The 25,801-nt window shown below is 66.3% G+C and carries 34 protein-coding genes and 1 tRNA gene; 11 read left to right on the plus strand and 24 right to left on the minus strand.

Annotated elements, in window-relative coordinates; all coding sequences use genetic code 11:
* Positions 1-22 precede the first annotated feature (22 nt).
* The 17 genes from PQ455_RS10465 to PQ455_RS10545 all read right to left on the minus strand — a co-directional run bounded on the left by PQ455_RS10465 (position 23) and on the right by PQ455_RS10545 (position 12,089).
* The gene (locus PQ455_RS10465; RefSeq protein ID WP_273686021.1) at positions 23-463 is read right to left on the minus strand and encodes a hypothetical protein; all 441 of its coding nucleotides are present in this window, start codon (positions 461-463) and stop codon (positions 23-25) included.
* A gap of 8 nt (positions 464-471) precedes the next feature.
* Positions 472-873 carry a transglutaminase-like cysteine peptidase gene (locus PQ455_RS10470; protein WP_273686022.1) on the minus strand — a complete coding sequence of 134 codons (402 nt, stop codon included), beginning with the start codon at positions 871-873 and terminating at the stop codon, positions 472-474.
* 130 nt (positions 874-1,003) lie between these two features.
* Positions 1,004-3,472 carry a hypothetical protein gene (locus PQ455_RS10475; protein WP_273686023.1) on the minus strand — a complete coding sequence of 823 codons (2,469 nt, stop codon included), beginning with the start codon at positions 3,470-3,472 and terminating at the stop codon, positions 1,004-1,006.
* On the minus strand, positions 3,469-4,092 hold the full coding sequence (locus PQ455_RS10480) for a putative peptidoglycan-binding domain-containing protein (RefSeq protein ID WP_273686024.1): 624 nt from the start codon (positions 4,090-4,092) through the stop codon (positions 3,469-3,471). Before PQ455_RS10480 ends, PQ455_RS10475 begins: the two co-directional genes overlap by 4 nt.
* An 83-nt stretch (positions 4,093-4,175) precedes the next feature.
* Positions 4,176-4,547, minus strand: a complete 372-nt coding sequence (locus PQ455_RS10485) for a hypothetical protein (RefSeq protein ID WP_273686025.1) — start codon at positions 4,545-4,547, stop codon at positions 4,176-4,178.
* Positions 4,548-4,550: 3 nt separating this feature from the next.
* On the minus strand, positions 4,551-5,264 hold the full coding sequence (locus PQ455_RS10490) for a regulatory protein GemA (RefSeq protein ID WP_273686026.1): 714 nt from the start codon (positions 5,262-5,264) through the stop codon (positions 4,551-4,553).
* Positions 5,261-5,728: a hypothetical protein gene (locus tag PQ455_RS10495; RefSeq protein WP_273686027.1), complete on the minus strand. Its 468-nt coding sequence runs from the start codon at positions 5,726-5,728 to the stop codon at positions 5,261-5,263. The genes PQ455_RS10490 and PQ455_RS10495 overlap by 4 nt, the downstream gene beginning before the upstream one ends.
* Positions 5,725-5,871 (minus strand): hypothetical protein, encoded by a 147-nt coding sequence (locus PQ455_RS10500; protein ID WP_273686028.1) that lies wholly within the window; start codon positions 5,869-5,871, stop codon positions 5,725-5,727. Before PQ455_RS10500 ends, PQ455_RS10495 begins: the two co-directional genes overlap by 4 nt.
* Before the next feature lies 1 nt (position 5,872).
* Positions 5,873-6,823 (minus strand): AAA family ATPase, encoded by a 951-nt coding sequence (locus tag PQ455_RS10505; protein WP_273686029.1) that lies wholly within the window; start codon positions 6,821-6,823, stop codon positions 5,873-5,875.
* 18 nt (positions 6,824-6,841) lie between these two features.
* Positions 6,842-8,791, minus strand: a complete 1,950-nt coding sequence (locus PQ455_RS10510; RefSeq protein ID WP_273686030.1) for a transposase domain-containing protein — start codon at positions 8,789-8,791, stop codon at positions 6,842-6,844.
* Entirely contained in the window at positions 8,788-9,261 is a 474-nt protein-coding gene (locus PQ455_RS10515) for a hypothetical protein (protein ID WP_273686031.1), read from the minus strand. Before PQ455_RS10515 ends, PQ455_RS10510 begins: the two co-directional genes overlap by 4 nt.
* Positions 9,258-9,695: a DUF2786 domain-containing protein gene (locus PQ455_RS10520; RefSeq protein WP_273686032.1), complete on the minus strand. Its 438-nt coding sequence runs from the start codon at positions 9,693-9,695 to the stop codon at positions 9,258-9,260. Before PQ455_RS10520 ends, PQ455_RS10515 begins: the two co-directional genes overlap by 4 nt.
* Positions 9,692-10,105 carry a hypothetical protein gene (locus tag PQ455_RS10525; protein ID WP_273686033.1) on the minus strand — a complete coding sequence of 138 codons (414 nt, stop codon included), beginning with the start codon at positions 10,103-10,105 and terminating at the stop codon, positions 9,692-9,694. The genes PQ455_RS10520 and PQ455_RS10525 overlap by 4 nt, the downstream gene beginning before the upstream one ends.
* Entirely contained in the window at positions 10,098-10,319 is a 222-nt protein-coding gene (locus tag PQ455_RS10530; protein ID WP_273686034.1) for a hypothetical protein, read from the minus strand. The genes PQ455_RS10525 and PQ455_RS10530 overlap by 8 nt, the downstream gene beginning before the upstream one ends.
* Positions 10,316-10,840 (minus strand): LexA family protein, encoded by a 525-nt coding sequence (locus tag PQ455_RS10535; RefSeq protein WP_273686035.1) that lies wholly within the window; start codon positions 10,838-10,840, stop codon positions 10,316-10,318. The genes PQ455_RS10530 and PQ455_RS10535 overlap by 4 nt, the downstream gene beginning before the upstream one ends.
* A complete protein-coding gene (locus PQ455_RS10540; RefSeq protein ID WP_273686036.1) occupies positions 10,837-11,826 on the minus strand; it encodes a ParB N-terminal domain-containing protein in 990 nt (329 codons plus the stop codon). The genes PQ455_RS10535 and PQ455_RS10540 overlap by 4 nt, the downstream gene beginning before the upstream one ends.
* A gap of 2 nt (positions 11,827-11,828) precedes the next feature.
* Positions 11,829-12,089 (minus strand): helix-turn-helix domain-containing protein, encoded by a 261-nt coding sequence (locus tag PQ455_RS10545; RefSeq protein ID WP_337958512.1) that lies wholly within the window; start codon positions 12,087-12,089, stop codon positions 11,829-11,831.
* 249 nt (positions 12,090-12,338) lie between these two features.
* On the opposite strand from PQ455_RS10545, the gene PQ455_RS10550 reads away from it, so the two are divergent.
* The 7 genes from PQ455_RS10550 to PQ455_RS10585 all read left to right on the plus strand — a co-directional run bounded on the left by PQ455_RS10550 (position 12,339) and on the right by PQ455_RS10585 (position 17,962).
* On the plus strand, positions 12,339-12,803 hold the full coding sequence (locus tag PQ455_RS10550) for a hypothetical protein (protein ID WP_273686037.1): 465 nt from the start codon (positions 12,339-12,341) through the stop codon (positions 12,801-12,803).
* Positions 12,800-13,204, plus strand: a complete 405-nt coding sequence (locus PQ455_RS10555; protein ID WP_273686038.1) for a hypothetical protein — start codon at positions 12,800-12,802, stop codon at positions 13,202-13,204. Before PQ455_RS10550 ends, PQ455_RS10555 begins: the two co-directional genes overlap by 4 nt.
* Positions 13,205-13,282: 78 nt before the next feature.
* Positions 13,283-13,528, plus strand: a complete 246-nt coding sequence (locus tag PQ455_RS10560) for a YozE family protein (protein WP_273691346.1) — start codon at positions 13,283-13,285, stop codon at positions 13,526-13,528.
* A gap of 736 nt (positions 13,529-14,264) precedes the next feature.
* Complete coding sequence (locus PQ455_RS10570) at positions 14,265-14,552, plus strand: hypothetical protein (RefSeq protein WP_273686040.1); 288 nt, start codon at positions 14,265-14,267, stop codon at positions 14,550-14,552.
* 606 nt (positions 14,553-15,158) lie between these two features.
* Positions 15,159-16,217 (plus strand): DNA topoisomerase IB, encoded by a 1,059-nt coding sequence (locus PQ455_RS10575; RefSeq protein ID WP_273686041.1) that lies wholly within the window; start codon positions 15,159-15,161, stop codon positions 16,215-16,217.
* A 3-nt stretch (positions 16,218-16,220) separates the two neighbouring features.
* Positions 16,221-17,435 (plus strand): mechanosensitive ion channel family protein, encoded by a 1,215-nt coding sequence (locus PQ455_RS10580; RefSeq protein ID WP_273686042.1) that lies wholly within the window; start codon positions 16,221-16,223, stop codon positions 17,433-17,435.
* Positions 17,436-17,476: 41 nt separating this feature from the next.
* Positions 17,477-17,962, plus strand: coding sequence for a pyridoxamine 5'-phosphate oxidase family protein (locus PQ455_RS10585; RefSeq protein WP_273686043.1), 486 nt, complete (start codon positions 17,477-17,479; stop codon positions 17,960-17,962).
* A 180-nt stretch (positions 17,963-18,142) separates the two neighbouring features.
* Here PQ455_RS10585 and PQ455_RS10590 read toward each other — a convergent pair whose 3' ends face one another.
* The 4 genes from PQ455_RS10590 to cobU form a co-directional block, all read right to left on the minus strand.
* A complete protein-coding gene (locus PQ455_RS10590; protein WP_273686044.1) occupies positions 18,143-18,415 on the minus strand; it encodes a hypothetical protein in 273 nt (90 codons plus the stop codon).
* A gap of 286 nt (positions 18,416-18,701) precedes the next feature.
* The gene (locus PQ455_RS10595; protein WP_273686045.1) at positions 18,702-18,887 is read right to left on the minus strand and encodes a YbdD/YjiX family protein; all 186 of its coding nucleotides are present in this window, start codon (positions 18,885-18,887) and stop codon (positions 18,702-18,704) included.
* Complete coding sequence (locus PQ455_RS10600; RefSeq protein ID WP_273686046.1) at positions 18,884-20,932, minus strand: carbon starvation CstA family protein; 2,049 nt, start codon at positions 20,930-20,932, stop codon at positions 18,884-18,886. The genes PQ455_RS10595 and PQ455_RS10600 overlap by 4 nt, the downstream gene beginning before the upstream one ends.
* Before the next feature lie 93 nt (positions 20,933-21,025).
* Positions 21,026-21,535: a bifunctional adenosylcobinamide kinase/adenosylcobinamide-phosphate guanylyltransferase gene (gene cobU / locus PQ455_RS10605; RefSeq protein ID WP_273686047.1), complete on the minus strand. Its 510-nt coding sequence runs from the start codon at positions 21,533-21,535 to the stop codon at positions 21,026-21,028.
* Between the two features lie 91 nt (positions 21,536-21,626).
* Here cobU and PQ455_RS10610 point away from each other — a divergent pair, with 91 nt between their 5' ends.
* The 4 genes from PQ455_RS10610 to PQ455_RS10625 all read left to right on the plus strand — a co-directional run bounded on the left by PQ455_RS10610 (position 21,627) and on the right by PQ455_RS10625 (position 24,443).
* On the plus strand, positions 21,627-22,223 hold the full coding sequence (locus PQ455_RS10610) for a nitroreductase family protein (RefSeq protein WP_273686048.1): 597 nt from the start codon (positions 21,627-21,629) through the stop codon (positions 22,221-22,223).
* A gap of 41 nt (positions 22,224-22,264) precedes the next feature.
* The gene (locus PQ455_RS10615) at positions 22,265-22,603 is read left to right on the plus strand and encodes a GntR family transcriptional regulator (protein WP_273686049.1); all 339 of its coding nucleotides are present in this window, start codon (positions 22,265-22,267) and stop codon (positions 22,601-22,603) included.
* 136 nt (positions 22,604-22,739) lie between these two features.
* Entirely contained in the window at positions 22,740-23,684 is a 945-nt protein-coding gene (locus PQ455_RS10620) for an L-threonylcarbamoyladenylate synthase (protein ID WP_273686050.1), read from the plus strand.
* Complete coding sequence (locus tag PQ455_RS10625; RefSeq protein WP_273686051.1) at positions 23,685-24,443, plus strand: hypothetical protein; 759 nt, start codon at positions 23,685-23,687, stop codon at positions 24,441-24,443. It abuts the gene before it with no gap.
* 11 nt (positions 24,444-24,454) lie between these two features.
* Here the strand turns inward: PQ455_RS10625 and PQ455_RS10630 are convergent, their stop codons facing one another.
* The 3 genes from PQ455_RS10630 to PQ455_RS10640 form a co-directional block, all read right to left on the minus strand.
* Positions 24,455-24,598, minus strand: coding sequence for a hypothetical protein (locus PQ455_RS10630; protein ID WP_273686052.1), 144 nt, complete (start codon positions 24,596-24,598; stop codon positions 24,455-24,457).
* Between the two features lie 132 nt (positions 24,599-24,730).
* A tRNA-Arg gene (locus PQ455_RS10635) sits at positions 24,731-24,807 on the minus strand.
* Between the two features lie 88 nt (positions 24,808-24,895).
* A complete protein-coding gene (locus PQ455_RS10640) occupies positions 24,896-25,747 on the minus strand; it encodes an amidohydrolase family protein (protein ID WP_273686054.1) in 852 nt (283 codons plus the stop codon).
* Positions 25,748-25,801 lie beyond the last annotated feature (54 nt).

Raw genomic sequence — 25,801 nt, forward strand, 5'->3', positions numbered from 1 at the left:
GCACAGGACGATCTCGATTAAATTAAACGACATCGTCGCTCCCCTTCTTCGACCAGGCTGCCGCCCACGCATCGAGCGCGACCCTGGCGAGCGTCATCACCGACTTTGCGACCATCGCCACGAAGGCGAGGCCCGAATATCCAAGGCCCACGCTCCACCCGAGCGCAATGATCGGCCGCTTCTCCCCGGCTATCACCAACCCCAGCACGCCCAGCGCCAGGAGGATGGTGAGCGCGGCATTGCCGGATCGGCCGAGCTTGGCGCCGGCTTCAGAGGCAGGCGCCACGCGTCGGGCGAGGAACACGCCCAAAACGCCGAACAGGGCCGACAGCACCGGCACCTGCCAGCCGGCGACAATGATGATCGAGGGGCCGAACGACGGCATCGGGCCGGGCTGCATCGCCGAGGCCACGCTGGCCAAGCCCGCGCCGAACACCGGCCCGGCGATCGCCTGACGGACCATGAACCGGATCATACGAACAGCGCCCATCCGGTGGGGCTCGCGGCGCTCTCCCGCCGATCGCCGCGATAACCGAGACGTTTCAGCATCGCCCAATCGACGATGCGGTCCCGGCGATTATCCAGCACGATCGTGTTGCCGCCACTTTCGACCGTCACGACGCAATGGCGCTCGGCCGTCTCGGTCCAGCACACCGCCAACCGGACGTCGCCGACCGGCCAGCCCAGGCGAACCAGCTCCGCCTGTTTTGCGAGCGCCATATCCTCGCAATCCGCCCCGGTGCCCGGCCGTGCCGGCTCCCAATGCTCGACGACACCAAACGTGGCGAGATCGGATAGCTGGCGCGACGCATGGTTCACGCGCAGATTGACCGCCGCCAGTTCGCGCCGCTGCGCCGCTGTCAGCGCGTGCATCGCGGCCACTCCGGATGTCGGCGACACAGATCGACCCAGCCGGTGGGCGGATCGGCGGGACCGCCGTCGCGCATCGGCGACGGGGCCGGGGCGCAGCTGACCAGCGCGAGGGCCAAGAACAACGCGCGGCTCATGTCGGCACCACGAAGGAGGTTGACGGCAGCTTCTGGACGTCCGCGTCGTACAGGCGGACGCCCGATGCGCTGGCGGTGGCAGCGCGGTCGATCGTGACGGTCGTGCCGCTCACATTCTCCACGCGCGCGCCGACCGGGATGCCGGCCCCGCGAATATGGTCGCCCTTGCGCCAGCTCGGCGCATAACTCACGCCTGTGATATCCGCGCTCCCGGCGGTGGTGACGCCAGTGTTGGGGTAATGGAAGCGCATCCACCACGTCAGGCTCAGCGTATAATTCGCCGAATAGAAGCTGGTACCGACGCCGGTGACGGTGACCGCCGATCCGCTGATTGCGGTGACGCGGCCCAGGACATCGGCATAGTAGGGTTGGCGGGTGACGTTGCCAAACCAGTCCTCGATCGGCAGCTCCTCGGTGCTGACCGTATCGCCGATCCTGAAGATCGAGGGGTCGGGCGCGAGGAAGGTGGCGGTGCCATCGCCGTTCGCCGTTACGGCCGTCGAGCCGAGGGAAATCGAGGCGACCCCCACGCCAATGCGATATTCGTTGAGCGGCTCGTTCATGAACACGAGCTTCTGGCCGCTGCACGCATAGGATCGATCGTGCAGGTTCGGCCCGCCGGCCATCTGGATCTGGTCGATATTGTTGTTGCCGTTGCCGTTGCCCAGCACGCCATCGTTGATGATCATCGACGATATGAAGCGGAACAGGCCCGATCGCGCTGGCGTCGGCCCGAGCTGCACCTCGCCACCATAGGGTGAATTGGCCGCGTTCAGGCCGCTACCGCCGATCGAGCAATTCTCGAACGTGACGTTCTTGCCGGCCGGCGTGAACAGCTTGTGCGGGACCATAGTGCCCGTCTCGAACGAGCAGGAATCGAATTTGACCGGCACATTGGCGTACATGAAGACATCGGCGAATTTCGAGCCGGTCGCCATGTTCAGGTGACAGTTGAAGAAGGAAGCGCCGTAGAGCGCCGCCGCGTAGCTGCCGCCGATAAAGCCGAGGCTCGCGAAACTCTCGGCGTGCATGTCGTACACCTTCGCGGCCGGTTCGGCGTGCGACCCGTAAGCCGCGAAGATGTATTTGATGAAGCCGATGTTGAGGCCGAAGATATGCGGCACCGGACCATTGCGGGCGCCGTAGTGGAGACCCGAGAAAGCGAACTCGGAACCGAACACCGTACCGCCGTGCCAGAAATAGCTGCGCGCCTGTGTTTGCGTCGTCGCCACGCCGATCCGGTTGAATTGCAGGAAGCAATCGTACCAGTGAAATTCGGACGAACCGTTGGACTGGCCGACCGCGTCGGTTAGGAAGGCGCAGACGGTGTTGACCACCGACACTTCGCGGAAGACCAAGCCGGCCGACGCTGGCGGCGTGTTGGAGTAATAGGCCGCATAGCCCGGCCAGCCCCCGTCGCTCGGCACGGTGTTCCCGCCAAACGGATCGACCGCGATGCCAGTGTGGGGCGAATAGCGGCTGTCGCGCACGCCGTTGTTGAGGAAGAACGCTGGGTTCAAGATCTGTTCGATCTGAGCCGGATAGCCGTAGGTGTTCCGCCCCACGATCTGGATGCTCTCGATCGTGCAGCCGCGACCGCCCTGAAGGCCGACAACAAACAGATCGCCGAACGTAGAGGTGATGACCGTGGAAGCGCGGTTATAGCCGATGTTGCCACCGTCACCGCGCCATTTCAGCGTCACGAAGTCCCACGCACCGCCGCTAGAACGCTTGGCGATGAACAGAGGCTTGGAGACTTTGTAGCCGCCCTTCGGGGTATAGAGCTTCAGGCCGTTCGCGATCGAATAGTCGATAGCGGCCTGAAGGCGCGCCCAGTCGTCCGGCAGGTTGCCGTAAGTCGTCGGGGACAACGCATCCGTGGTGGCGCCGCCCAACGCGCCAAAATGACGGCTATTCACCTCGCCGCCGTCATGGGCGAGACGGAACACCCGGCCATTCGACGTAAGCACCGACGAATAGGGGTTGGCTGCGACATAAGCGGCGTTCAGGCCGCCGTCGTAGCGCAGCAGCGGATAAGAGCCGTCGCCATAGCTGCCGTAGCCCGAACACAGGATGAGATCGGTGCCGTTGGGGACCAGGAGCCCCGAGACATTGTTGAACGGCCCCACGGCCATCGCATTGCCGCCAGGATCGCCCTTGTCGCCGACGAACAGGTAGGAGCGCACCCAGGAGCCGCCGCCGGGCGCGCCCTGCTTCAGATAATAGCCGTTCCGCCCGATCGCGGCATCGCCGTAGACCAGCGCCAAGGCGCCATCCGCCGCCGACAAAGGAAGATCGGATGAGCCGAGCGCGGCGATCGCCGCCGGCCCCACAGTGGACAGCAGGCGCTGGAAGTCCATCGCCTGCATCTCGCCGCCCGGCGCCTGGACGGCGATCAGATCGGTCGGATTGAGCGTGTTGCGGCGCGCGAGCTGGTCGAGCCGGCGGGTCTCCAATTCGATCACGCCGACTTGCCCCACCAATTCTCGGGGTGGCCGGGCATGAACCAGTCTGAGCGATTATCCCACCCGGCCAGATAGATCCCGTCGCTGGGCCGCCGTGCCACGAGATTCTCGTAATATTCCTCGCGCATCGCCCACCAGGCGCCCGCCATTGCCTCTTCGCTGCGAGCCGCCCGAGCGGCGAAGGCCCTCGCCGTCGCGCCGTTGACGCCGATCACGCCATCCTGGCCTACGTCGAGCAGATCTTGCAGCAGCTTGATCGAGGCGACGGGACCGGCACCCCAGCCGAAATCCACGATCGAGGCGGTCGCCCGGTTCCAGACAAGGCGGTCAAGACCGGGGCCGACGTAGAACAGCTTGCGCGCGATCGCGACCGCCTTGGCCAGATCGATAGCCTTGATGTCGGCGGCGCTGATGTTGGTTCGGCCGAGATAGGTGGCAAGAGTGGCGGCGGTGACACCGAAATTGGAGCCGACCAGCGCGCCCTGGCCCTTCTTCTGCGCCTTGGCGCCGGGCAGGTACCAATTGCCATTGTCGTTCGGATCGAGCGAGAGATAACCGCGCCGCTCGCTGCCCTCCCAGCGGCGGATATAGGCCGCGAAGAAACCGTCCGGTGAAATCATGTGGCGCATCCCTGAAGCGATGTCAGGGTGATGGCGGCCTATGCCCGGCCGGTCGTCATGACGTTGTCATGGAAAGCGGTCGGTTACTCGAAAAGGTCTATTTGTCCGCTCTCGGGATCGTCTTCGCCGAGGATGCGATAGACCTGCCGTTCGCTATAGCCTGTCTGCTCGGCAATGCTGGTACGGGTCAAGCGCCCGGTGGCCGCCAGCTCGCGCACCACTTCGCGCTCCCGGCCGCGCTTGGGGATGTGCAGGCGGGTCGCCGGCATTGCCTCGACCAGGCGCATCGCATCGTCCAGCCCGACCGTCTTGACTAGCGGGTCATGGGGGCTGAGCCGCTTCGGGATATAGAGATAGCGCCCGCCGAATTTGCGCACGATCGCATTCGCCGCCGTCTCGCCGACCGCATCGACCAGCAGCTGGTAGGATGGCGAAATCTGCGCGTCGTGCGCCATGGCCTATACGCCTCGCGCCGCGCGCAGCTTTTCGCCGAGACCGGCCGCCAGCACGCCGAGATCGCCATCGGACGCGAAGATGTGGCCGGTATCGAACCGCATCCCGAGCAGCGACCAGGCCGCCTGCTCGACCGACCAGTCACGCGGCGCGATCTTGGCGGACTTGAGCTTGGCGAGGATCGCCGCGACCAGGCGCAGGCGCAACGTGCGGACGGCGCGATCGGGGGCGACGGCGGACAGTTCCTGCGACCACCCCTCGCGCTCGGCCATCGCCTTCAGCGCCTCGATCAGGCGATAGCCGAGACGCTGATCGGCCCACTGCATCCGCTCGCAGCCAAGCTGGCGGCACGCAAACGCCTCCAGCGCCTGTTCGGAAGGATTGCGGACGGCGCCGAGTTGATGGAGCGAGATCCACATCGCCCGCGCTTTACCCGCCACCTTATGATCGGCGGCTGGCCGGCCGCCACGCTGGGGGCGAGGCGCCGACGCCGCCGCCTTGGCCGTGAAGCCGCGCGACTTGAAACGCTCGACGACATCGACCAGCTGGCCGTCGCTGCAATCGGCCGCGCTGGAGACGCCGGCGACGTCCATCAGCACCGCCATGTAATCGTCATCGGTCAGCCCCAGCTCCTTCTTCGCCACATGCACCTTGGCGATGAGAGCGCGGCGGCGGGGGTTGGCGGCGAACTGGGCGGGGCGAGAGACAGCGGCGCTCATTGCAGGGGCATCCGGAGCTGTTGCGGGTCGGTAGGGAAGCGGACGCCGCTGGAGGTGCAGTCGGCGCAGCGGCAGACGTCGAGATGTTGGATAAAACGGGTCAGCATCCGGTCGGTAAGCTGCCGGTAATCCGGATCAGCCGCCCGGCGTTTTTCAGCGCTGGCCATCATGTAAACGATGGTGGTGTGGTCGCGCTTCAGGAGGCGACCGATCCGCGCATAGCTATAACCGAGCGCCTTGCGAACGACCCACGCCACCGCGCTACGCACGATCGCCGGCTGGCGACGATGGTCGGTCGAAGGCGCGACGATATCGGTCACCCGCAGGCCGGTCGCGACGGCGGCAAAGGCGACGATCGCGGCGCCCGACGCGTTTTCCCAGTCCGTATCCTGCTCGGCCTCCAGGATCGCGATGCGGGCTTCGAGCGCCTCGACCCGATCGGCCACGTTGCGCGCACGCTTCATGGCTCCATCGCCATAAAAACGGCGATCCAGCCCATCAGCGAGAGGATGATGATGGGCAGGCCGACCAACATGCCGATGCCTTCGGTTGGGCGCCGTCGAACGCCCTCGGCAAGCACGTCGATCACGAGGCGGACGGTCGCCATCTCAGCGCCGCCCGATCGTCTGAAGGCGAAGCGCCTGGGCTTGCTTCAGGTGGTCCAGGGTGAGCTGTTGCTGCGCGCCGAACGCGGTCATCGACGCGATCTCCAGCACATGGGTACAGGCGCGCAGGGCGCCTTCCCCGCGCTTGCGGCCAATCGTCACGATGAACGCGCGCATGGCTTCGTCCGTGATGCCCCAGGCGTCCAGCAGCGCGCGCAGATCGTCGTCGAGCGGCTCGCGCTGGACATGGACGTAGGAGACGCGGCTCTTGATCTGCGCCAGCGCCAGCTTGCTGCCGTCCTCCAGCCGGCCGACCACCTCTTCGTTGCCCATCAGGACAACGCCAATGCCGGTTTCGTCATGCCAGCTCCGGATTTCGTCGATCGCCCGCTCCTGGAGCTTGTGCGCTTCGTCGAAGATCAGCAGCCCGCCGGTGCCCATGATCCGCTGCTTGATCGCCATGCCGACGCCGAGGGCTGAACCCTTCTTCATGCGGCTGTTGACGACATAGGCGACATTCGAGGCGATCGTGCTGGCGCTCGCCGACGCATGGCTGACGGTCACCAGCCAGACATTGCTGCCATGATCGCGATAATGCTCGGCCGATTTCGTCTTGCTGATCCCCGGCGAGCCGACGATCACGACGATGCGACCGCGCTGCGCCCAGGCGAAGAGGTTGTCGAGCTTCGCGGCGGTCGGCGTATCGTACCAGGTCGGTATCGTCGGCGCGGCGATCCGGGCGATCTGGTCGATCTTCTGCCGGTACCGCTCGACCTTCTCGGCGATCTTGTAGCCTGGCGCTGCGTAGGAGCCGCTACCCCATGGCGACAGCGTGCCCGAAGGTACATCGACGAGAATGCCAAGCTCGGCCCAGCTTTTGCCGGTCTGCTTACGATGCTCCAGAAGCCACTGACGGGCTTCCTCGGTGTTGATGTCGACGGGGAGCGTGGCCATGCCGAAAGTCCTTCCTGATCAGTCGACAAGCCGCAGGCGGCTGATGCCGGCCGCGAAGGTGTCGATATGCGTGGTGAGAGCGGGCGCGGCGTCGAGCGCCGGCTTGAGCGCGGCGGCGGTCTGGCCACGACGGCGAACGGGGCGGATGATGCTCGGCTCGGTCACCGGCATTTCATCGACCTGGACGGGCAGCAGCGCCGCCAGCTGCTCGGCATCGAGCAGCTGTTCCAGTTCGGCCGCGCGGCGAACCGCCTTGCGCAGATCTGATTCCTGCCGGGCGCGCGTCTTGGCGGCGGCCATGTCGAGGAAGCCGGTCGCCTCCAGCAGCTCGGCCGACACGAGGTAACGGCCATCGCGGCTGTAGACATGGAGCGGTTGGGTCAGATCGTCCGGATCGAAACGGACGGTGACCTTCGTGCCGGCGATCTGTGCCAGCTCGGGCGCCCAATAGCGGTTGCCAGCCAGGTCGATCGCGCCGGACTTCCGATCGGTCGGACGATCCTCGGCGGTGAGCAGCGCCAGGCGAAGCTGCTCGGGGGTGGCCTTGCCGATCGGTGCGGCGGCATAAGATGCCCGGAATACATCGTCGAAGCTGAACTTGCCTTGCGCCATTTCAGTTCGGCGACCCGGCTTTTCATTGTGCGCGCCAATCGAAGCTGTGACGACGCGAATGAAATCGTCATAGGCGACAGCGCGATCGCCGTAATTCTCCGGCTTCGCGTCGGGTTTATTGCCGGTGTAGGCGCCTGCGAACGCCGGATGCTTGGCGATCGCATCGCAGAAATCGCGGAAGCCGCGCTCGATCGGCTTGGAGGAACCGCGAAACGGCAGCGCCCAATGCGTCTGGATGCCCAGCTGGGTGAGGATGCCGAGCGGCTCTTCCTCACGGATGCGGAAGCGGAACCGCGTCTTCGCGCCACCGGTGATCCACTTGCTGGCGAACGCCCGGCCGTTGTCGAGCAGGCAACCCTTGGGGATGCCCCACGTCTTGAAAAGGTCGGCGAACACGAGCCTGGTCATCACCGCGTCTTCGCTGAAGCCGATACGCCATGAGAGGAACCGCCGGCTCATCACGTCCTGGATCGCGATCATCACCGGGCGGCGAACCTCCCCGTCGGGGAAGCGAACGAACACGTCCCAGCGGTGACCGTCGATGTTCACCAGCTCCATCGCGTGGAGCATGGCGACGCTGCGAACTTGCGGCGGCAGCGTGGCGCGAAGCGCGTCGCCACCCGCGCGCCGCGCGATAACTAGGCGCTGATCGAGCCGCTCGATCTTGCGGAACAGCGTGCGCTCGCACGGCAGCTTCATGCCGCGCGGATCGGCATAGTCGCGCTTCAGCCGCCAATAGCAGGATGCGAACGTCGGCGCTTCGGGACGCAGATAATCGGACAGCAGCACCTGCCAGGCGACATCCTCGATCTCGGCCACGGCACCGCCGCCCTTGCGGCACGGCGCGAGGTGCGGGAGCCAATCATTGGGATCGATGCCGTCGATCAGCTGGAGCCAGCTCCACAGCGTGGAGCCGCTGACACCGTGCGCGGCGGCGGCGGCTGTGACGGCGGCCGACCGGCTGAGCCCACCGCGCTCGAACGCGCCGATCGCGCTGACGACCGTCAGGCGCCGCTTGGCCTCCGCTCGCGTCTTGTCCGTCTGTGCCTCGTACCAGGGCCAGCGGCTCGCCGGGCGATCGGTCAGATCGGCGGTGACGGTCGCCTCACCGGACAGGCCGCGCGCGGCCAGCTCCATCCGCGTGGCCGGGGGCAGCAGCGAGAGGTGATATTCGAGCCCGCCGCCCCGGCCGCCGCGCGGGCGGGCGAGCGCCTTGCCGTCGCTATCGACCTTCAGCGCCCAGCGTTCCGCCTCGGCGCGCTCGTTGACCTTGCGCTTAACGCGCGGGAGGCCGGGCAGCGCCATGTCCGCCAGCTCGGCCGCCGAAAACCATTGCTTCCCCCCCGACCCGATCACGCCACATTGCCCCCACGATGGATCGGTCGAACCGACTGGTTCAGCCGCCGGATTTCCTCTTTGATCGCGGCCTCGCGCGCCTTCAGCTGGCCGAGCTGCGCGACCAGGATTTCCTTGTCCCAAAGGATGCGGCCACCGAGGCGCTCGACCAGCGACTCGATCATCGACCGGTCGCCGGTCACCGCCGCCAGCACGAAGGCCCGGCCGAGACTGATGTTATGACCGTCGCGCGCGGGCGAGGCGTAAGCGTCCAATATCCAACGCGAGACGGCGCGATCGGGATCGGTCCCGATCGCCGCCGTCATCGCGCCCGCTATTTCTTCGCGGGAGCGCGCATCATGCTTCAGCACCTCGCCGACGGCGGCTGCCACCCACTCTTCGATGCCAGCCCATGCCGCCGGGCCGGTCACCGGCGCCGGGGTGGCGAACAGGTCCATCTGGCCTGCGGTGGCGTGCCGCTTCTTGCTCATACGCGGTGGCCGTTCACCAGCCGCCGCTTACGCGCCTTGGTTTCATCCCAGCCCGCTGCGATCGCGGCATCGACGATCATGCTGTCCGTGACGACGGGATGGAGGCGTGTCGGCACGATCCAGGCGCGCGGCACCTCATATCTCGCGGTCTTGCGATAGCAGGGCGTGCCGTTGGCCGAGAGGTAGGCTGCCGCGTCCTCGGCCGCGTCGAAACAGGCTTGATGGTCGGAGATATCGTCCTCGAACGGCGCGCAGTCCGGCGGCAGATCGAAGTCGCTGGGGTCGAGATCGTGCGCGGAAATGAGCGCCCAGGCGCGACCGGTCGCGGCGCGCGCCTCACCCTCGAACTCGCTCCGCTTCGCCAGCGCGAGGCACTTGCGAACCGTGGCGGCGATCTCGCGCACACGCTCGAACGGATCGTCGAAGCCGCTCACCCGACGAACCCCTTGGCGATCGCGAGCGAAATCAGCGCATCGTCGTCGATCGAAGCCGGCCGGCCGTCGATGATCCAGCGACTGGCATCGCCGCCTGTTACGCTGGCGCGATAGACGATGAAGCCGCGCCGCTGGAGATAGCGACGGGCCTGCTCGGCCGTATCCGCCGTGCGATGATCCCGCTCGGCCATTTCGGCCCGAGCATTGGCCGACCACGCGCTGAGATAGCCGTGGCGGATGCGTTCGCCACGCGTGCTGCCCGCCTTGCCAACCTCCCCCGCGAGTAGCCGCTTCGTGCAACGGCGCTGGAGTGAGCGGCGATGGAACGCCTCCCGATCGATCGGCTGATCTTCGACTGGACAGACATAGTCCTCTACCCAGCTGCGAAACGGCTTTTGGAGATCAGCCACGGGCGACGATCTCCAAGCGCGGCACCGGGCGAGGCAGCGCCTTCAGCAGCTCGCGCACGTCGTAGGGTTGAAGACCGGCCGCCAGCACGGTTTCCCGGCTGAAGGCGCGATCGGCCAGCATTTCCCGGCCGATCTCGACCGCATCGTGTCGCCGGATCATGTCGGCGATCGCCATCAGGAAGCCCTGCGCGATCCAGGCGTCGGCTGCGCTCACTGGCGGCCTCGCTCGGCCGCTTGGGTGGCCGCCCGCCAGACCGCATCGCTATAGGCATTGCTGTCGGCGGTGAGGCGCGATCGCTTCGCGATGCCGTGGAGCCGGAAGATCTCGTTACGATGATCGCGATCGACGCTGTACCAATGGTCCCGGCACATCAGATGGCCGCTTTCGACCGGCTCGCCGCACCGAGGGACGGCGCAGGTCGGCGCGTAAGCCGAGGCGATCGGCCGCTCGCGGTGGAGCGCCTCTAGCGTCACGCCCCGGCGCGCCAGTTCGCGGCGGAGCGCGGCGGTCGGGATCGCCACGAGGTCTGGCAGATCAGGCAGAGCGAGATCGCGGTTGCGGCCGGTGCCGCGCCGCAGGAGCTTACCGTCCGCGATCAGCAGCTCGACGATGCGATGCGCATTCGTCTTGCTGATCGTCAGCCGGGCGCCGATCTCATCGAGAGTCGGCGCGCAGCCGATCTCAGCAATCCGCTCGCGGATATAGTCGAGCGCGACGACGTGATGGGGGGTCACAGGTTGCCCCCCTTCTTTAGCTCGGCGATCGCGTGATCGATCAGGCTGCCGCTCATCATGCCGATGAGCTGGCTGAGAGCGCCCTTCTTCTCGGTCAGCCCCATGCGGCCGAACGAGCCGATGAACGCGGATAGCGCCTTGTCCTCGGGCGACTGGCGGGGCTTCTGCTGAAGCGTTGACACCGCGCCGCTGACCGTCTTCGCCTGGTCGCCGACCAACAGGGTGACCACCAACCCCTGTTGCCTCTCATCCAGCTTGGCCAAGGCGCGGAGCTGGGATGCGTTCTTAAGGATGGGATGCCCCACCACGATGCCATCATCGTCGGCGTAATTCCGCAGGCGAGCAATCAGGGAGGGTGCGAGGCGGCGGTGGAGAAGGAGATCAAGCTCAATTGAACGACGCCCGAGACCAAGCGAAGTGCCAATCTGTTCCGACCATCCATATACAAACGAAATCGTTTCGTTTGTATCGCACGCCTCGGCTTTCAACGCCTTCTGCCACCGCGTCGCGATCGAGACGGCACGGCCGTCCTTCTCTGGATCGATACCGTTGCGCTCCTTATGGAGCGCGACCAATTCCGCAATGAATGAGGCGCGGTCGATCGGATCGAGCCCGCGCCGCCAAAGGTTCTCGCTTACCTCGCGAGCGATACGCTCTTGCGCGTCGGCCTCGACGACTTTGGCGCGCAAATACTCGATCCCGGCCAGCTGCGCGCCCGTAACGCGATGCGCCCCGGCGACCAGCAGCCAGCCGGCTTCGCCCTCGACGCGGCAGACCTCGATCTCGGTTTTCTGCCCCTCCGCAACCATGATCTGGCCGAGAGCACTCGCCCACATCGGATCAACGGCGCGCAGGCGCTGGCCGATGCGCACATCCCTTGTCTCAACGAGAATGATTTCACCAACGACCGTCGGCGCGGCAAGCCGAGCGCGCTGTTCTCCTTCAGGCGAACCCGCGTAAATCTCCGCCAAAAGCTTCTGCGCCATGTCTAGCGCCCTCCCACGATTATACGGTGCGACAGCTCGGCATCCGCGCTACAACCCGAAAAGTCGGGTCGATTTGTAGGAGCGAGCGGTTCCGTGAGTGCCTTTTCGATAGCCTCTGTCACACGGGCGTTGGTGCTGCCGCGTAAGACGTCATTCACCGACTTGGGCGGGAGCGACCGCGCGCGCTCGAAGGCAGCGATCGTTCCGAACCGCTTTCGCAAGCCCGCCTTGACGTCTTCGCGATGCATGTCTGCGATGTTCATATGTTAAACCCGAATGTTCGGCCCGAAACATTGGGTAAGCAGCCGCGACGGCGCCGTCAAGCGCTCAGTACCGAAAACCCGGTAGGAAGGCGTCTGATCGAGGCCCTTTCAGGCCGAGATTTGGTGTGGCTATCCCGAGAAACAGGTATACCCGACAGCACACTCGGGGGTTACATCAAGAACGGAATATCTCGCGCGGATAATGCGGTTCAAATTGCTGTAGCGGTTAAACGCACAGTCGAATGGCTGATGACTGGCCGGGACCTGGCCGATCGCGCTAACTTGGTCGCGGTGGATCATGCTGAATGGTCTTCGATCCCGCGTTACGATCTGCGCGCATTTAACGACGAAGGAAAAGGCGCAGCCCTTGATCACACGGCCTTCCGCAAAGACTGGCTCTATCGAACCCTGCAACGGTCTAATGGACTTTGGCTGACGAACCTGCTGTCAGATTACACAGGCGGCGCGATTGCAGAGGGAGAGACAGTGTTTTGCCACGACGTGGCGGTGAACGATCTGGCTGAGGGGCACGTATGTATATTTCGCATTGACGGCGCGATCTACGTAGCGCGCTACTCTGTGCGCTCTTCTCCAGGCATGACAGTTGCCGACAGGATCGATGAGGAAATCGTGACCGCCGGGGAGCTAGGCACCGGTGAAGGCGAGTTCATGCCAGTCGCTCGAATTGTCGGTAGGCTAATTGGTCGGATATGAAACAGATTGCCCTCGCCACTTGCCTTGTCTTGTTGGGCTGCAATGATGTCGCCGCTCCACCAGCCGGTGTGGAGAAGCGCGCGACAGATCAGGCGCGACCTGGCCTATCTATCGAGCGGCTCGTTGCCGCCGAAGCCGCGCTTCGGGCTGAACCCGCTGTGCTCGATGTGCTTTCGCGTCCGCATGGCGCCGTTAAATGGCAGATCGCGGTGGCCGACGACGGAAGCCCCCGTTGGGGCTACGCAGCATATATCTGCCTGCGACTACGTGGGCTGGGCGCCTACGACGACCAAACAGACGTGCGGATTGTCGATGCGCGCCAGGCTCGAATTTCAGGTGACTTTCGCGCGGCCAGCCTCAGCCATATCCGATGTCGCGACGAACAGCGCATCGACCCATAGCTTGCCTTTTTGTTCCTGTTCTGTTCTTTCTCCACCTGGACGACTCGGCGCCGGCAGTCGGCGACGACCGCGTCCATAATGTGGAGACACATAGTGATCGCGCATCAATCAGATACGCCTAAGGCAACCTTTGGCTCTTGGTTACTCGCTCAGAAAAGCCGCTCAGATGCGGTCGGTCACCTCGCACAGGCTGCTGCCACAGATCGGCAATTTCCGCGCGACGGCGATCCAAAGGCGGTCAGCCGCAGGCTCAACCAGCTCGGGGCAGATACCGAAATGCACGAAGCGCTCGAAGCCGCCGAGCTGGACTACCACTGTCACTGATCTTCGGCTGAACGCAAAAGAGCCGACCTTGCGGCCGGCCCTTCCGTAGAAGCCGACGTCGAAACGTGCGGACCCCTCGTGTGCAAACTGGGCTTCGCACGTTTCCTCGCCGCCAGGCAATAGCCCGGCGATGAACAGGCTCGGAAAAGGGGCCCAGTTCAGTCCCCCCGCCTCCCAGCCCATATGCGTGAGAAAGCCCGCCGGAACCCTGAATTTCCGCCATTTTTTTGAAGTGGGCCCCCGGTTGCTGAACTGGGCCCCCTCCGGTCCCAGTTCGCGGTAAGGCAAAAGGTGCCGTCCAAGCCGGACATGAGGCCCCGCAACGATCCTAGAATGGCGGAAAGCAGCCGATAAGAGGTTTCTAAGAGGCCGCGCGGCTCACGAGCACCACTCCAGAACGTCCTGTCCGAACTACGTCTAAACGGGGCGTCACTCTAGACATCGGCGCCGATGCGCCCGGATCGCTGGCCCAAGCGACACAATGGCCGTTTTCCGCCGTTTATCCCGCGTAATCCCGGCCAATGCCGTTCAATCCCGGCCCGCCGCCCATTTTTGGATCACTCCAGAACCTCTTGTCCCCTAACACCCGCTTCGGGCGGGAGGCGGTGCGCGACCCGCGATTCGTGTTCGATCTCAGGAACGGGCGCGAGCCAGGCCGAAAGGTCCGCGACAAGGTGCGGACGTTCATCACCTCCGCGCCGCCCGTGACCCGCCCTGCCCGGCGGGAGGCGCGCTGATGGCCGACGCCGGCACCGCCTTGCTCCGCGCGCTCACCGACTGCGCGGGGATACGACCCGAAATCATGGAGGCTGAAATGACGCGATGGTCCAGCGTGACGTTCGAGGGGGCACGGCACCGGCTGGTGATCCGCCTGCCGGGGCCGGCGGCGGGGCGGCTGGCGAAGGCCGTGGCGGGCGATGCCGTGACGCCGGTGGGGCATGTGCTGGCCGATATCGCGCTGGTGCGGCGGGTGGAGGATGCCGGGGAGCGGATGGAGATCGAGGCGCTGACGGTGGAGGGGTAGGTTTTTGTTCGCGCGGAGACGCGGAGGCGCGGAGGCGCGGAGGCGCGGAGGCGCGGAGGCGCGGAGAGAAAGGGGGAGAAGAACGGGTTTTTGGGGCGTGGCTCTTCGGGCGTTGCGGATGAGCGGCGATGGGTGGGAATGGGCGATGACCAAGAATGCCACGTCGCCCCGGCGGAGGCCGGGGCCGCAGGAGGCTGGGGATTCGGCGTTGGCTATCGGTGGCTCCCCCGGCCGGGTGCCGTACCGCCTGAGGCCCCGGCCTTCGCCGGGGCGACGGTTTGGGGAGGGGTTTGGTGGCTCCCCCGGCGTGGCGCATCATTTCTGGCGGCCCCGGCCTCCGTCGGGGCGACGTGGCAGGTTTTACCCGACCTTCGATGCGCCACGTCCCATCACGCGCCTCTGCTCTCCCTGATCTCTCTCCCTTCTTCTCTCCGCGCCTCCGCGTCTCCGCGCGAACCCCGCAACCTTCCCGCCGCCGAACCGTCCTTAGGAGCATGATGGATGACCTGGCCCCTCTCCCCCCGCTCGACGCGCCCGCGCCGCTCTATCCCCTGCCGGAAGACGTCTGACGGGAACCGCAGTGGCGAAAGCGCCGTTCCCCCGGCCATGACCGCCAAATCCGCTGCCAACGATCCGCACCCGCTCCCCTCCAAGCTGGTCTATGTCGACGACCAGCTGCCCGGCATCTCCCGCAGGAAATCGGGCCATGGCTGGGCCTATTTCGATGCCAGGGGCCAGCGCATCAGGGATCGCGAGGAGATCGACCGGCTGAACGCGGTCGCGATGCCGCCGGCCTATAAGGATTGCTGGTTCTGCCCCTCGCCGCACGGCCATATCCTGGCGACCGGCTTCGACGAGAAGGGGCGCAAGCAATATCGCTACCACCCCGCCTTTCGCGAGGCGAAGGACAGCGCCAAATATGAGCGGTGCGCCGATTTCGGGCGCCACCTGCCCCTGCTGCGCGCGCGGGTCGAGGCCGATCTGGCGGGGCGCAAGCTGGCGCGGGATACGGTGCTCGCGGCGATCGTGCGGCTGCTCGATCTGGGGCGCGTGCGGGTGGGCAACGAGGCCTATGCCAAGGCCAACAAGAGTTTCGGGGCGACGACCTTGCGCAACCGCCACGCCAAGGTCAGCGGATCGAAGCTCCGCCTCGAATATCTCGGCAAGTCCGGCAAGATGCAGAAGCTGACGATCGAGGACGGGCGGCTGGCGCGGATCGTGCGGCGCTGCCAGGATCTGCCGGGGCAGCATCTGTTCCAATATCTCGACGACGACGGCGCGCGCCACGGCGTCGGATCGGCCGACGTGAACGCCTATATCCGCGAGGCGACCGGCGAGGATTTCAGCGCCAAGGATTTCCGCACCTGGGGCGCCAGCGTGCTCGCCTTCGACCATATCTGGGCGGCGGGCGCCGAGGGGAAGGTCTCGCTGAAGGGGATGCTGGAGGAGGTGGCGGCGGCGCTGGGCAACACGCCCGCGATCAGCCGCAAATCCTATGTTCATCCCGCCCTCATCGAAATGTGCAAGACGGGCGACGTGACATCGCTGTGCGAGGCGCGCCTGCCGCGTGCTACGCGCTATCTGAACCCCCATGAGCGCGCGCTGATCGCCTTCCTCGACGAACTGGCCAGCGCGACATCCAAGGAGACGGCCAAGGCCGCCTGACCCATGACCCAATCGACCACCGAGGACGTCCTCGCCAAGGCCGCCGAAGAGCCGCTGTTCAAATCCCCCGCCGACGTGCTGATCCTGTGGGACCAGTCGCTCGACTGGCTGCTCCACCATTGGCTCCAGATCGCGATCGCGGCGGGCGCGGGCGCGGTGATCGTGGCGGCGCTGCTGGGGCTGAAATCGCTCAGCAAGAAGCTGTGCGTGCGCAAGGGCGCGCATGGCTGGCCGCTGATCCTGGGCAAGGTGGTGTCACGCACGAGCTTCTTCTTCATGGTGATGCTCGCCGCCCGGCTGGTGTCGGGCTACGCCCGCCCGCCCGAGATGGTCGCCTCCACGATCGAGGTGGTGTGGACGATCACGGCGGCGGTGCAGGCGGCGCTGTGGGCGCGTGAACTCATCATCGGCATCATCGAGCAGCGCAGCGGGGACCATGACGGCTCCACGCTCGGCAGCGCGATCGGCATCATCCGCCTGCTCGTCACGGTGGTGCTGTTCGCCATCGCCACGGTGGTGATCCTCGACAATCTGGGCGTGAACGTCACGGGCCTGATCGCGGGCCTCGGCATCGGGGGCATCGCCATCGGCCTGGCCGCCAAAGGCATCTTCGACGATCTGTTCTCGGCCCTGTCGATCATCTTCGACAAGCCGTTTCGGCGCGGCGATTCGATCAAGTGGGACGGCACGGCGGGCACGGTCGAGGCGATCGGCCTGAAGACGACCCGCGTGCGGGCGGTGACCGGCGAGGAAGTGGTGATTTCCAACACCAACCTGCTCAACAAAGAATTGCACAATATGGCGCGGCTGGCGCGGCGCCGGAACGTGCTGACGATCGGCGTGACCTATGAGACGCCGCCCGACAAGCTGGCCGAGGTGCCCGATCTGGTTCGCCGGATCGTGGAGCAGGAGGACAAGTGCAAGCTGGTGCGCTGCGGGATCGTCAATTTCGGCGCCTCGAGCGTCGATTTCGAGCTTCAGTTCGACGTGATGTCGGAAGTGTACGACGTGGTGTTCAACGCCCGCCATCACGTGCTGCTGGCGATCCTGCGCGCCTTCAACGAGGAGGCCATCGGCATCGCCTACCCCACGCAGGTGACCTACACGGCGGCACCCGGCGGCGAGCTGGTGATGCCCTGGCCTTCCGAGGTCGTAACCCGGCTGCCTGATGGCCCCGCACCGGCGATAGACAATGCGGGAGCGGAACCCGCGCGCTAAGCCATTGGTTCTTCGCGGGACATCACCCGAGGAGAGACGATATGGCGACCGATGCCGAAATCGAAGGCAAGTTCTGGAGCGCGCTGAAATCCGCCCCCAATCTGATGCTCGGCCTGGATGGCGCGCGCGACGGCCACACCCAGCCGATGACCGCCCAGTTCGAGGGCGAGCATGGCCCTATCTGGTTCTTCACCACGAAAGACAATACTTTGGTGGCCGCGCTCGGCGCCTCGCACCGCGCGATCGCCAGCTATACCGGCAAGGGCCACGACCTGTTCGCCACGCTCCACGGCACCGTCACGATCGACAATGACGCGGCCACGATCGACCGGCTGTGGAGCAAGGAAATCGAAGCCTGGTATCCCGCCGGCAAGGCCGACCCGAGCCTGACGCTGCTGCGGCTCGACCCGGACAAGAGCACCTTCTGGCTCAACGGATCGAGCATCGGCGCCGCGATCAGCAAGCTCTTCGGCAACGACCCGAAGGAAGGCTATAAGGACAATATGGCGACCGTCGCGCTGGCGTGACGCAAGGCGCCGAATGAAAACAGGCCGGTCGCTGCGAGGCGGCCGGCCTGTTTCTGTTCAAAGCCCTTCCCTTTCAGGGGAGGGGTTGGGGTGGGGGCTGTCGCGCAATCCAACGCCAGTAGTGCCGGACCGACAGCCCCCACCCCCGGCCCCTCCCCTAAAGGGGAGGGGAGGATGGTTTTACTGTGGCGAAGCACCGCCGTTGCCCGCCACGCCGATCGGGCGGTCGCGCATCGACTGGGCGCTGGCCTCGGTGATCGCCTTCCACTCGGCGGCGGTGCGGCACACTTTCTTCTGCATCATGATCGATCCGGTGCTGCCCTCGTTGCGGCGGCAGATCTTCTTCTCTTCGGGCGCCGGTGCGGCGGCACCGGCCGGCGCGGCGGTCTGCGCGGCGAGCGGGGCGGTGGCGAGGACGGCACTGGCGACAAGCACGACAAAAGACTTCGACATCATCGATCCTGAACAAGCTCCGGCGGACGGGGGATCCGACTCCGCGCTACATTGCTGGAATGTGACTGATTTTCTCGCACTCTGCAATTGCGCCTTGTGCAGCGCACCATGGCCGAAACGATCGGGTTTTGCTCCCACTATCTCCCGTCCATCCCGAGCGAAGTCGAGGGATCGCAGGACCGAGCGCAGCCGAGGGCCGTCTCCCACAACACCGCATCTCGGCTTCGCTCGATGCTAACTGTCCCTCGACTACGCTCGGGATGGACGGGATTTGTATGAGGTAACCCTAACAACACCGCCCGCCATTCTTCCCCCCATATCGCGCCTCCTGCCGATCGCGGAAGAAGGCCACCCGTGTCAGCGGGGTCGCCTCCGGGTGATGCTCGGCCATATGCGCGCGATAGGCGTCGTAGCTCGGCACGCCGACCATCAGCCGCGCGGTCTCGCGCAGGCGCGCCCACAGGCGGATCATTCGGCGGGCACCAGCGCGGGCGGAATTTCGGCCACACTCGGCCGATCCGCGCGCCGCGCCGCCAGACAGGTGCGGATCGTGAAGACGAGGATCACCAGCACCACGGCCAGGAACAGCGCGCACAGTGCGGCGTCGATGCGGTCGTTGAAGAGGATGCGCTCCATCTCCGCCATCGACTTGGCGGGCGCCAGTATCTCGCCGCGCGCCGCCGCGTCGGAAAAGCGCGCGGCGTGGGCGAGGAAGCCGACCTTGGGATCGGCCGACAGCAGTTTCAGCCCGCCCGCGCTGAGCGTGCAGAGCAGCAGCCAGCCGGTCGGCAGGATCGTCACCCAGGCGAAGCGATCCTGCTTCATGCGGAACAGCACCGCCGTGGCCAGCATCAGCGCGATGGCCGCCAGCATCTGGTTGGAGATGCCGAACACGGGCCACAGCGTGTTCACTCCGCCCAGCGGATCGGTGACGCCCTGATAGAGGAAGAAGCCCCACGAAGCGACGCACAGCCCGGTCGCCACCAGCCCCGGCCACCACGCATCGCCATCCTTGAAGCGCGGCGCGACCAGCCCGATCAGGTCCTGGAGCATGAAGCGGCCGGCGCGGGTGCCGGCGTCCACCGCCGTCAGGATGAACAGCGCCTCGAACAATATCGCGAAATGATACCAGAAGGCCTTCATCGCCGGCCCGCCGAGGATGTGGCTGAAGATTTCGGCCATCGCCACGGCGAGCGTGGGCGCGCCGCCCGAGCGCGAGATGATCGTCGCCTCGCCCACGTCGCGCGCGGCCTGCGCCAAGGTGTCGGCGCCGATCGGGAAGCCCATGGCGGTGACGGCGGCGGCGGCGCTGGCGGGATCGGTGCCCAGCACGGCCGCCGGGCTGTTCATCGCGAAATAGATGCCCGGATCGAGGATCGAGGCGCCGACCAGCGCCATGATCGCCACGAAAGCCTCCGTCAGCATCGCGCCATAGCCGATGAAGGGCGCGTGCGCCTCGCTGGCGATCAGCTTGGGCGTGGTGCCGCTGGAGATGAGCGCGTGGAAGCCCGAGACGGCCCCGCAGGCGATGGTGATGAACAGGAAGGGGAAGAGCCCGCCCGCCCACACCGGCCCGCCGCCCTGGGTGAATTGGGTCAGCGCCGGCATCCGGAGCGGCGGCGCCATGATGACGATGCCCACCGCCAGCGCGGCGATCGCCCCGATCTTGAGGAAGGTGGAGAGGTAATCGCGCGGGGCCAGCAGCAGCCACACCGGCAGCACCGAGGCGACCGCGCCATAGCCGATCAATATCCAGCACAGCTGCACGGGCGTGAAGGTGAAGAGCGGACCCCAGAAAGGAGATTGCGCGATCGACTGGCCGTAGACGAGCGCGAGGATGAGCCCGACGAGGCCGAGCAGCGACACCTCGCCGATACGGCCGGGGCGTATCCAGCGGGTGTAGGCGCCCATGAAGAGCGCCAGCGGCACGGTGGCGGCCACGGTGAACATGCCCCACGGGCTCTCGGCCAGCGCGCGCACCACGATCAGCGACAGCACCGCCAGAATGATGACCATGATGACGAAGGCGCCGAACAGGGCGACCGTGCCCGCGATCGGCCCCATCTCCATGCGGATCAGCTCGCCGAGCGATTTGCCATCGCGCCGCATCGAGATGAACAGCACCATGAAATCCTGCACCGCGCCCGCCAGCACGACCCCGGCGATGATCCAGAGCGTCCCCGGCAGATAGCCCATCTGCGCCGCCAGCACCGGCCCGACCAGCGGCCCCGCCCCCGCGATCGCCGCGAAATGGTGGCCGAACAGCACGGTGCGGTCGGTCGCGACATAATCCAGCCCGTCGGCGCGGCGCACGGCGGGCGTGGCGCGGGCGGGATCGAGCCGCATCACTTGGCGCGCGATGAACAAGGCATAATAGCGATAGGCGACGAGGAAGATCGAAACGGCGGCCGTGACGATCCACAACGCATTGACCGCCTCCCCCCGCGCGGTGGCGACGACGGCGAGCGCGGCGCTGCCGATCAGGGCGAGGAGGATCCAGGGGGCGTGCTTGAACATGGTGGCGACCCTAGCCGCAAGCGGGCGGGCATGGCCAGACGGGTGGTGGCCGCCGGTGATTGCTGGGCTGTGTTTTCACGTTTCCCGTTGGGGTTACTTCAGCTTCAGCGGCAGCCCGGCGGCCACGAACATCACCTCGCCCGCCGTCGCCGCGACGGCCTGATTGATCCGTCCCGCCACATCGCGGAAGCGGCGGGCCAGCGCATTCTCCGGCACGATTCCCAACCCCACCTCGTTGGACACGAGAATCACATGGCCCGCCGCCGCCCCGATCGCCGCGACCAGATCGGCCGTCTCCGCTTCGTCGTCGCGCTCGGCGAACAGCAGATTGGAGGCCCAAAGGGTCAGGCAATCGACCAGCAGCACCCGCCCCGCCCCCGCCTCGGCGCGGATCGCGGCGGGCAGGTCGAGCGGGGCCTCCACCGTCCGCCAGCGCGGGCCGCGATCGGCCTGGTGGCGGGCGATGCGATCGGTAATCTCGGCATCGAACGCCTGCCCCGTGGCGAGGAAGATCAGTTCGCCGGGCAAAGCCTCGGCCCGCGCCTGGGCATAGCGGCTCTTCCCCGAACGGGCGCCGCCGAGGACGAAGAGGGTGTCGGCCATGGCGCGTCCGTAGACGATCCTCCATGGCGCGGGGAGGATTTTCCCGACCGCACCCGTTTCCTCGCCCCCCATCGCACCCTAGATAGCCCCCATGTTCAACGACACCGCCACCGCCGCCACCCTCCTCGCCACCCGCCGATCGGGCAAGCCGCGCGACATGGTGGCGCCGGGGCCGGATGCCGCCCAGATGCGCCGCATCCTGGAAGCCGCGATCCGGGTGCCCGATCATGGCAAGCTGGCGCCGTGGCGCTTCCTCACCATCGCCGATGCCGCCCGCGAGGACTTCGCCGCGCTGCTGCGTGACGCCTATATCGCCACCAAGCCCGGCCCCGGCCGGGTCGAACTCCAGGCGATCGAGGACTTTGCGCATCAGGCCCCCGCGCTCGTCATCGCGATCTTCGCGCCGGTCACCACCAGCCACATCCCCTTGTGGGAGCAGGAATTGTCGTGCGGCGCGGCCTGCATGAACCTGCTGACCGCGACCCATGCCGAAGGGTTGGTCGGCGGCTGGCTGACTGGTTGGGCGACCTATTCGGAGGCGGTCGCGGCGGGCCTGGGCCTCACCGCGCACGAGAAGATCGCCGGTTTCCTCTTCCTCGGCACCCCCTCGCGCGACCTCGAGGAGCGGCCCCGGCCCGACTATGACAAGGTCGTCGCGGCATGGCCGGCGGATGGACCAAAAGGTTAAAAGCGGTTGACGCGGATCAGTGTTTTACTACAGTGACGCACATGAGCGCCGACCGTCCCGTCTACCTCCGCCTGCGTGACATGATCGCCGACGCCATCCTCGATGGCCGCATCAAGGAAGGCGACGCCCTTCCCTCGGTGCGCGGTTTCGCCGCCGAGCAGGGCGCCAACCCGCTCACCGTCGCCAAGGCCTATCAGTCGTTTCAGGAGGAAGGGCTGGTCTCGGTCCGCCGCGGCATCGGCATGTTCGTGGTGGAAGGCGCGGTCTACCGCCTGCGCACCCAGGCCCGCGAACAATTCCTGAAGGACGAATGGCCCCGCGTCGCCGCCACCATCCGCCGCCTCCACCTCGATCCCGCCGATTTGCTCGAGCGGGTCTGAATCCTCGAAGAACCCGTGCGTCCCGAGCGAAGTCGAGGGACGTGCCGCAAACGCCAGGCTACCGGTGCGCTGACTGCGCTCGATACGAACGGTGTTGAGCGTTGCGTCCCCGGCCCGGCGATGATCTAGCCACCTCGTGCAGACCCGAATCATCCCCGCCGATCCCGCCGGTATCGCCGAGGCCGCCGCGCTGATCCGCGCGCGCCAGCCCGTCGCGGTGCCGAGCGAGACGGTCTACGGCCTCGCCGCCGACGCCACCGATAGCGAGGCGGTCGCGCGCATCTATGCCGCCAAGGGCCGCCCGGCGTTCAATCCGCTGATCGTCCATGTCGCCGATCTCGCCGCCGCCCGCGCCATCGCGAGCCTCGACACAGCCGCCGAGGCGCTGGCCGCGCGTTTCTGGCCCGGCCCGCTCACCCTCGTCCTGCCGCTGCGCCCCGACGCGGGCATCGCCAGCCTCGTCACCGCCGGGCTCGACACGATCGCGATCCGCGTGCCCGCCCATCCGGCGATGCAGGCGCTGATCGCGGCGAGCGGGCGGCCGCTTGCCGCCCCCTCCGCCAACGCCAGCGGCACCATCAGCCCGACCCGCGGCGCCCACGTCGCCCGCTCGCTCGACGGCAAGGTGGCGCTGATCCTCGACGGCGGCGCGACCGGCCACGGCCTGGAATCCACCATCGCCGCCCCCGGCCCCGGCACCCTCCGCCTGCTCCGCCCCGGCCCGATCACCGCCGCGATGCTGAGCGAGGCAACCGGTCTGCCCGTCACCTCACCCACCGGCGGCGCCATCGAAGCCCCCGGCCAACTCGCCGCCCATTACGCGCCCTCGAAACCCCTCCGCCTCGACGCCACGGACGCCCGCGACGGCGAATGGCTGATCGGCTTCGGATCCGTGGCCGGCCATGTCTCGCTATCCCCCACCGGCGATCCGGTGGAAGCGGCGGCCCGCCTGTTCGACCTGCTTCACGAAGCCGACGCCGGCCCCGCCCCGTCTATCGCCATCGCCCCGATCCCCCACGACGGCCTCGGCGCGGCCATCACCGACCGCCTTGCACGGGCGGCGATGGGGGCCGCCAGATGAATGCAGGATCAGGTCGGGCGCGGCGCGCTTTTTTCCGGCTTGCATAAATGCCCATGCAAGCTGACGCTGGTCGCCATGTGGAACAATCGCGGCTTTGACATTGCCCGTTATGTCATTCTGGCGACGTTGGCGTTCAGCTCCATCATCGCGCTTTCGACCGGAGCAATCCTGGCCGCAGTTTGGACGATCGATGCCCGAAGTTTACCGGCATATGCCGTCGTCCCTCTGTGCTTCTGTCTACTGATCGGCTTTCTCACCGGCCTTCCGGCTTTTTGTTTCCGGCGGGACATCGGACGACAGCGGCTGAACATCATAGCGGCCGGCAGCGTCGGGTTTCTCTCGGCGGTCTGCATTCTTATGGGCATGACATACAGTAATTCCTGCTCCGCGGTGGGCTGGAATTACGACCAAGATGCCGACCTGATGATCCCAGCCATCGTTTGGACGGATACGTGGAGTTGCCACCGTGTGGGGAATTATCAACAATTTTCCGGCGTGTGGAATTACGGCGAACGGCACCAATCATTCCAGCCTACCGGTGCGCAGGCATCCTTGCCGCCCGGAAATCTCTATATCGACGAAGCTGCTGCAAATATGATCTTTGATCATCTACTCCACCATCGGCCGAACCGCTACGCAGGTGCGAGCATTTTCATCAAATTTGGCGGGAACGTGCTTGCTCAGGGACGGCACGACGCCACCGATCGCCCTCTGTATCAGGTCAGGGATATCTCGGAGGCTCACCTTCTGAACGAATAGGCTGTCCTGGACTACCGTCGCCGCCACCACGCGACACCGCCGCCCAGCCCCAGCAGTCCGATCGCCGCAACGCCCGCGATCTGCACCGCCGCCCAGAGGGCGGTGGTGACGAGGATCGACATGAACGCCCCGATCGCGGTGGTCGCCTGGATCATGCGCGGATCATAGCATGGCGGCGATGCGTGCACCACGGATCAGCCGGATGGATGGTCGTCATCCACCAGCATGGTCGGTCACTATGGTGGTGGAGATTCGCGGCCTGGCTGCCGCTGGACCATTTGGGAAAATGGTGCGCCCGGAACGATTCGAACGTCCGACCCTCAGATTCGTAGTCTGATGCTCTATCCAGCTGAGCTACGGGCGCGTTGGAGCGGCGCTATTAGGCGGGGGTCGCGATGGGCGCAAGCCATTAAAATGCCGGGCGCGCGATTTTGTCCTGCGGTCGCCCAGTCCTATCGCGGCGGCGCCAGCCCGAGCAGCCTGCGCGCGTTGTCATAGCGGATCAGCGATTTCTCCTCCGCCGTCAGGCCGAGGCGGTCGAGGGCCTGGGTCATGCGGTGCAGCGAGAATTGCGGATAGTCCGAGCCGAGCAGGATATGATCCAGCCCGACGTTGCGCATCGTCCAGACGAATTCGCCCTGGATCGGCGAGCCGGCCGCCAGCGCGACGGTGGCGGAGATATCGAAATAGAGATTGTCGGCGAGCAGCCCATCTGCGGTGCGGGCCAGCGCGAGGATGTTCCAGAAGCGGAAGTTGAGCCCGCCCATGTGCGCGAAGATGAACTTGGTCTGCGGGCAGGCGATGGCGAGGTTGAAGAGCTTCTCGCTGTCGCCGGGCAGGATGCTGGCATTGTCGATCAGCACGACCAGCCCGAGCGCCCCGGCGCGCTTGACGAGGGTGGCGACGCGCGGGTCGGCGGGATCGAACTTCTGGGTGTGGGGGTGGATCTTGAGCAGCCGCACCCCGCGCGCCGCGACCCGCTCCAGCTCGGCGATCGCGGCGGCGCCGTCATAGGGGCGGACGGTGGCGATCGGCAGCAGGCCGGGGTGGCGCGCCGCCAGCGCGAGGATGCCGTCGTTGCCGGCACGGATCACGGCGGGATCGCCCGCCAGCGCCTGGTTCGGCCCGCCGAACCACATCGCCCCATAACCCGCGACCGCCTCGCCATCGGCCTTCAGCTGCGCCTGATAGGCCGCGATCGAGGCTTCGCCATCGTGGAGGTGGACGTGATTGTCGAAGATCTGCGCGGGCGCCGGGAGGGCGGGCAGGAGGAGCGCGAGAGTGGCGAGCAGCGGTCTCATCATGCCGAAATGAAATCAGGGATGACCAGCCGCCGCAAGGGTGTGTCTCGTACTCGC

The sequence above is a fragment of the Sphingomonas naphthae genome (assembly GCF_028607085.1).
Taxonomy (GTDB): Bacteria; Pseudomonadota; Alphaproteobacteria; order Sphingomonadales; family Sphingomonadaceae; genus Sphingomonas_Q; species Sphingomonas_Q naphthae.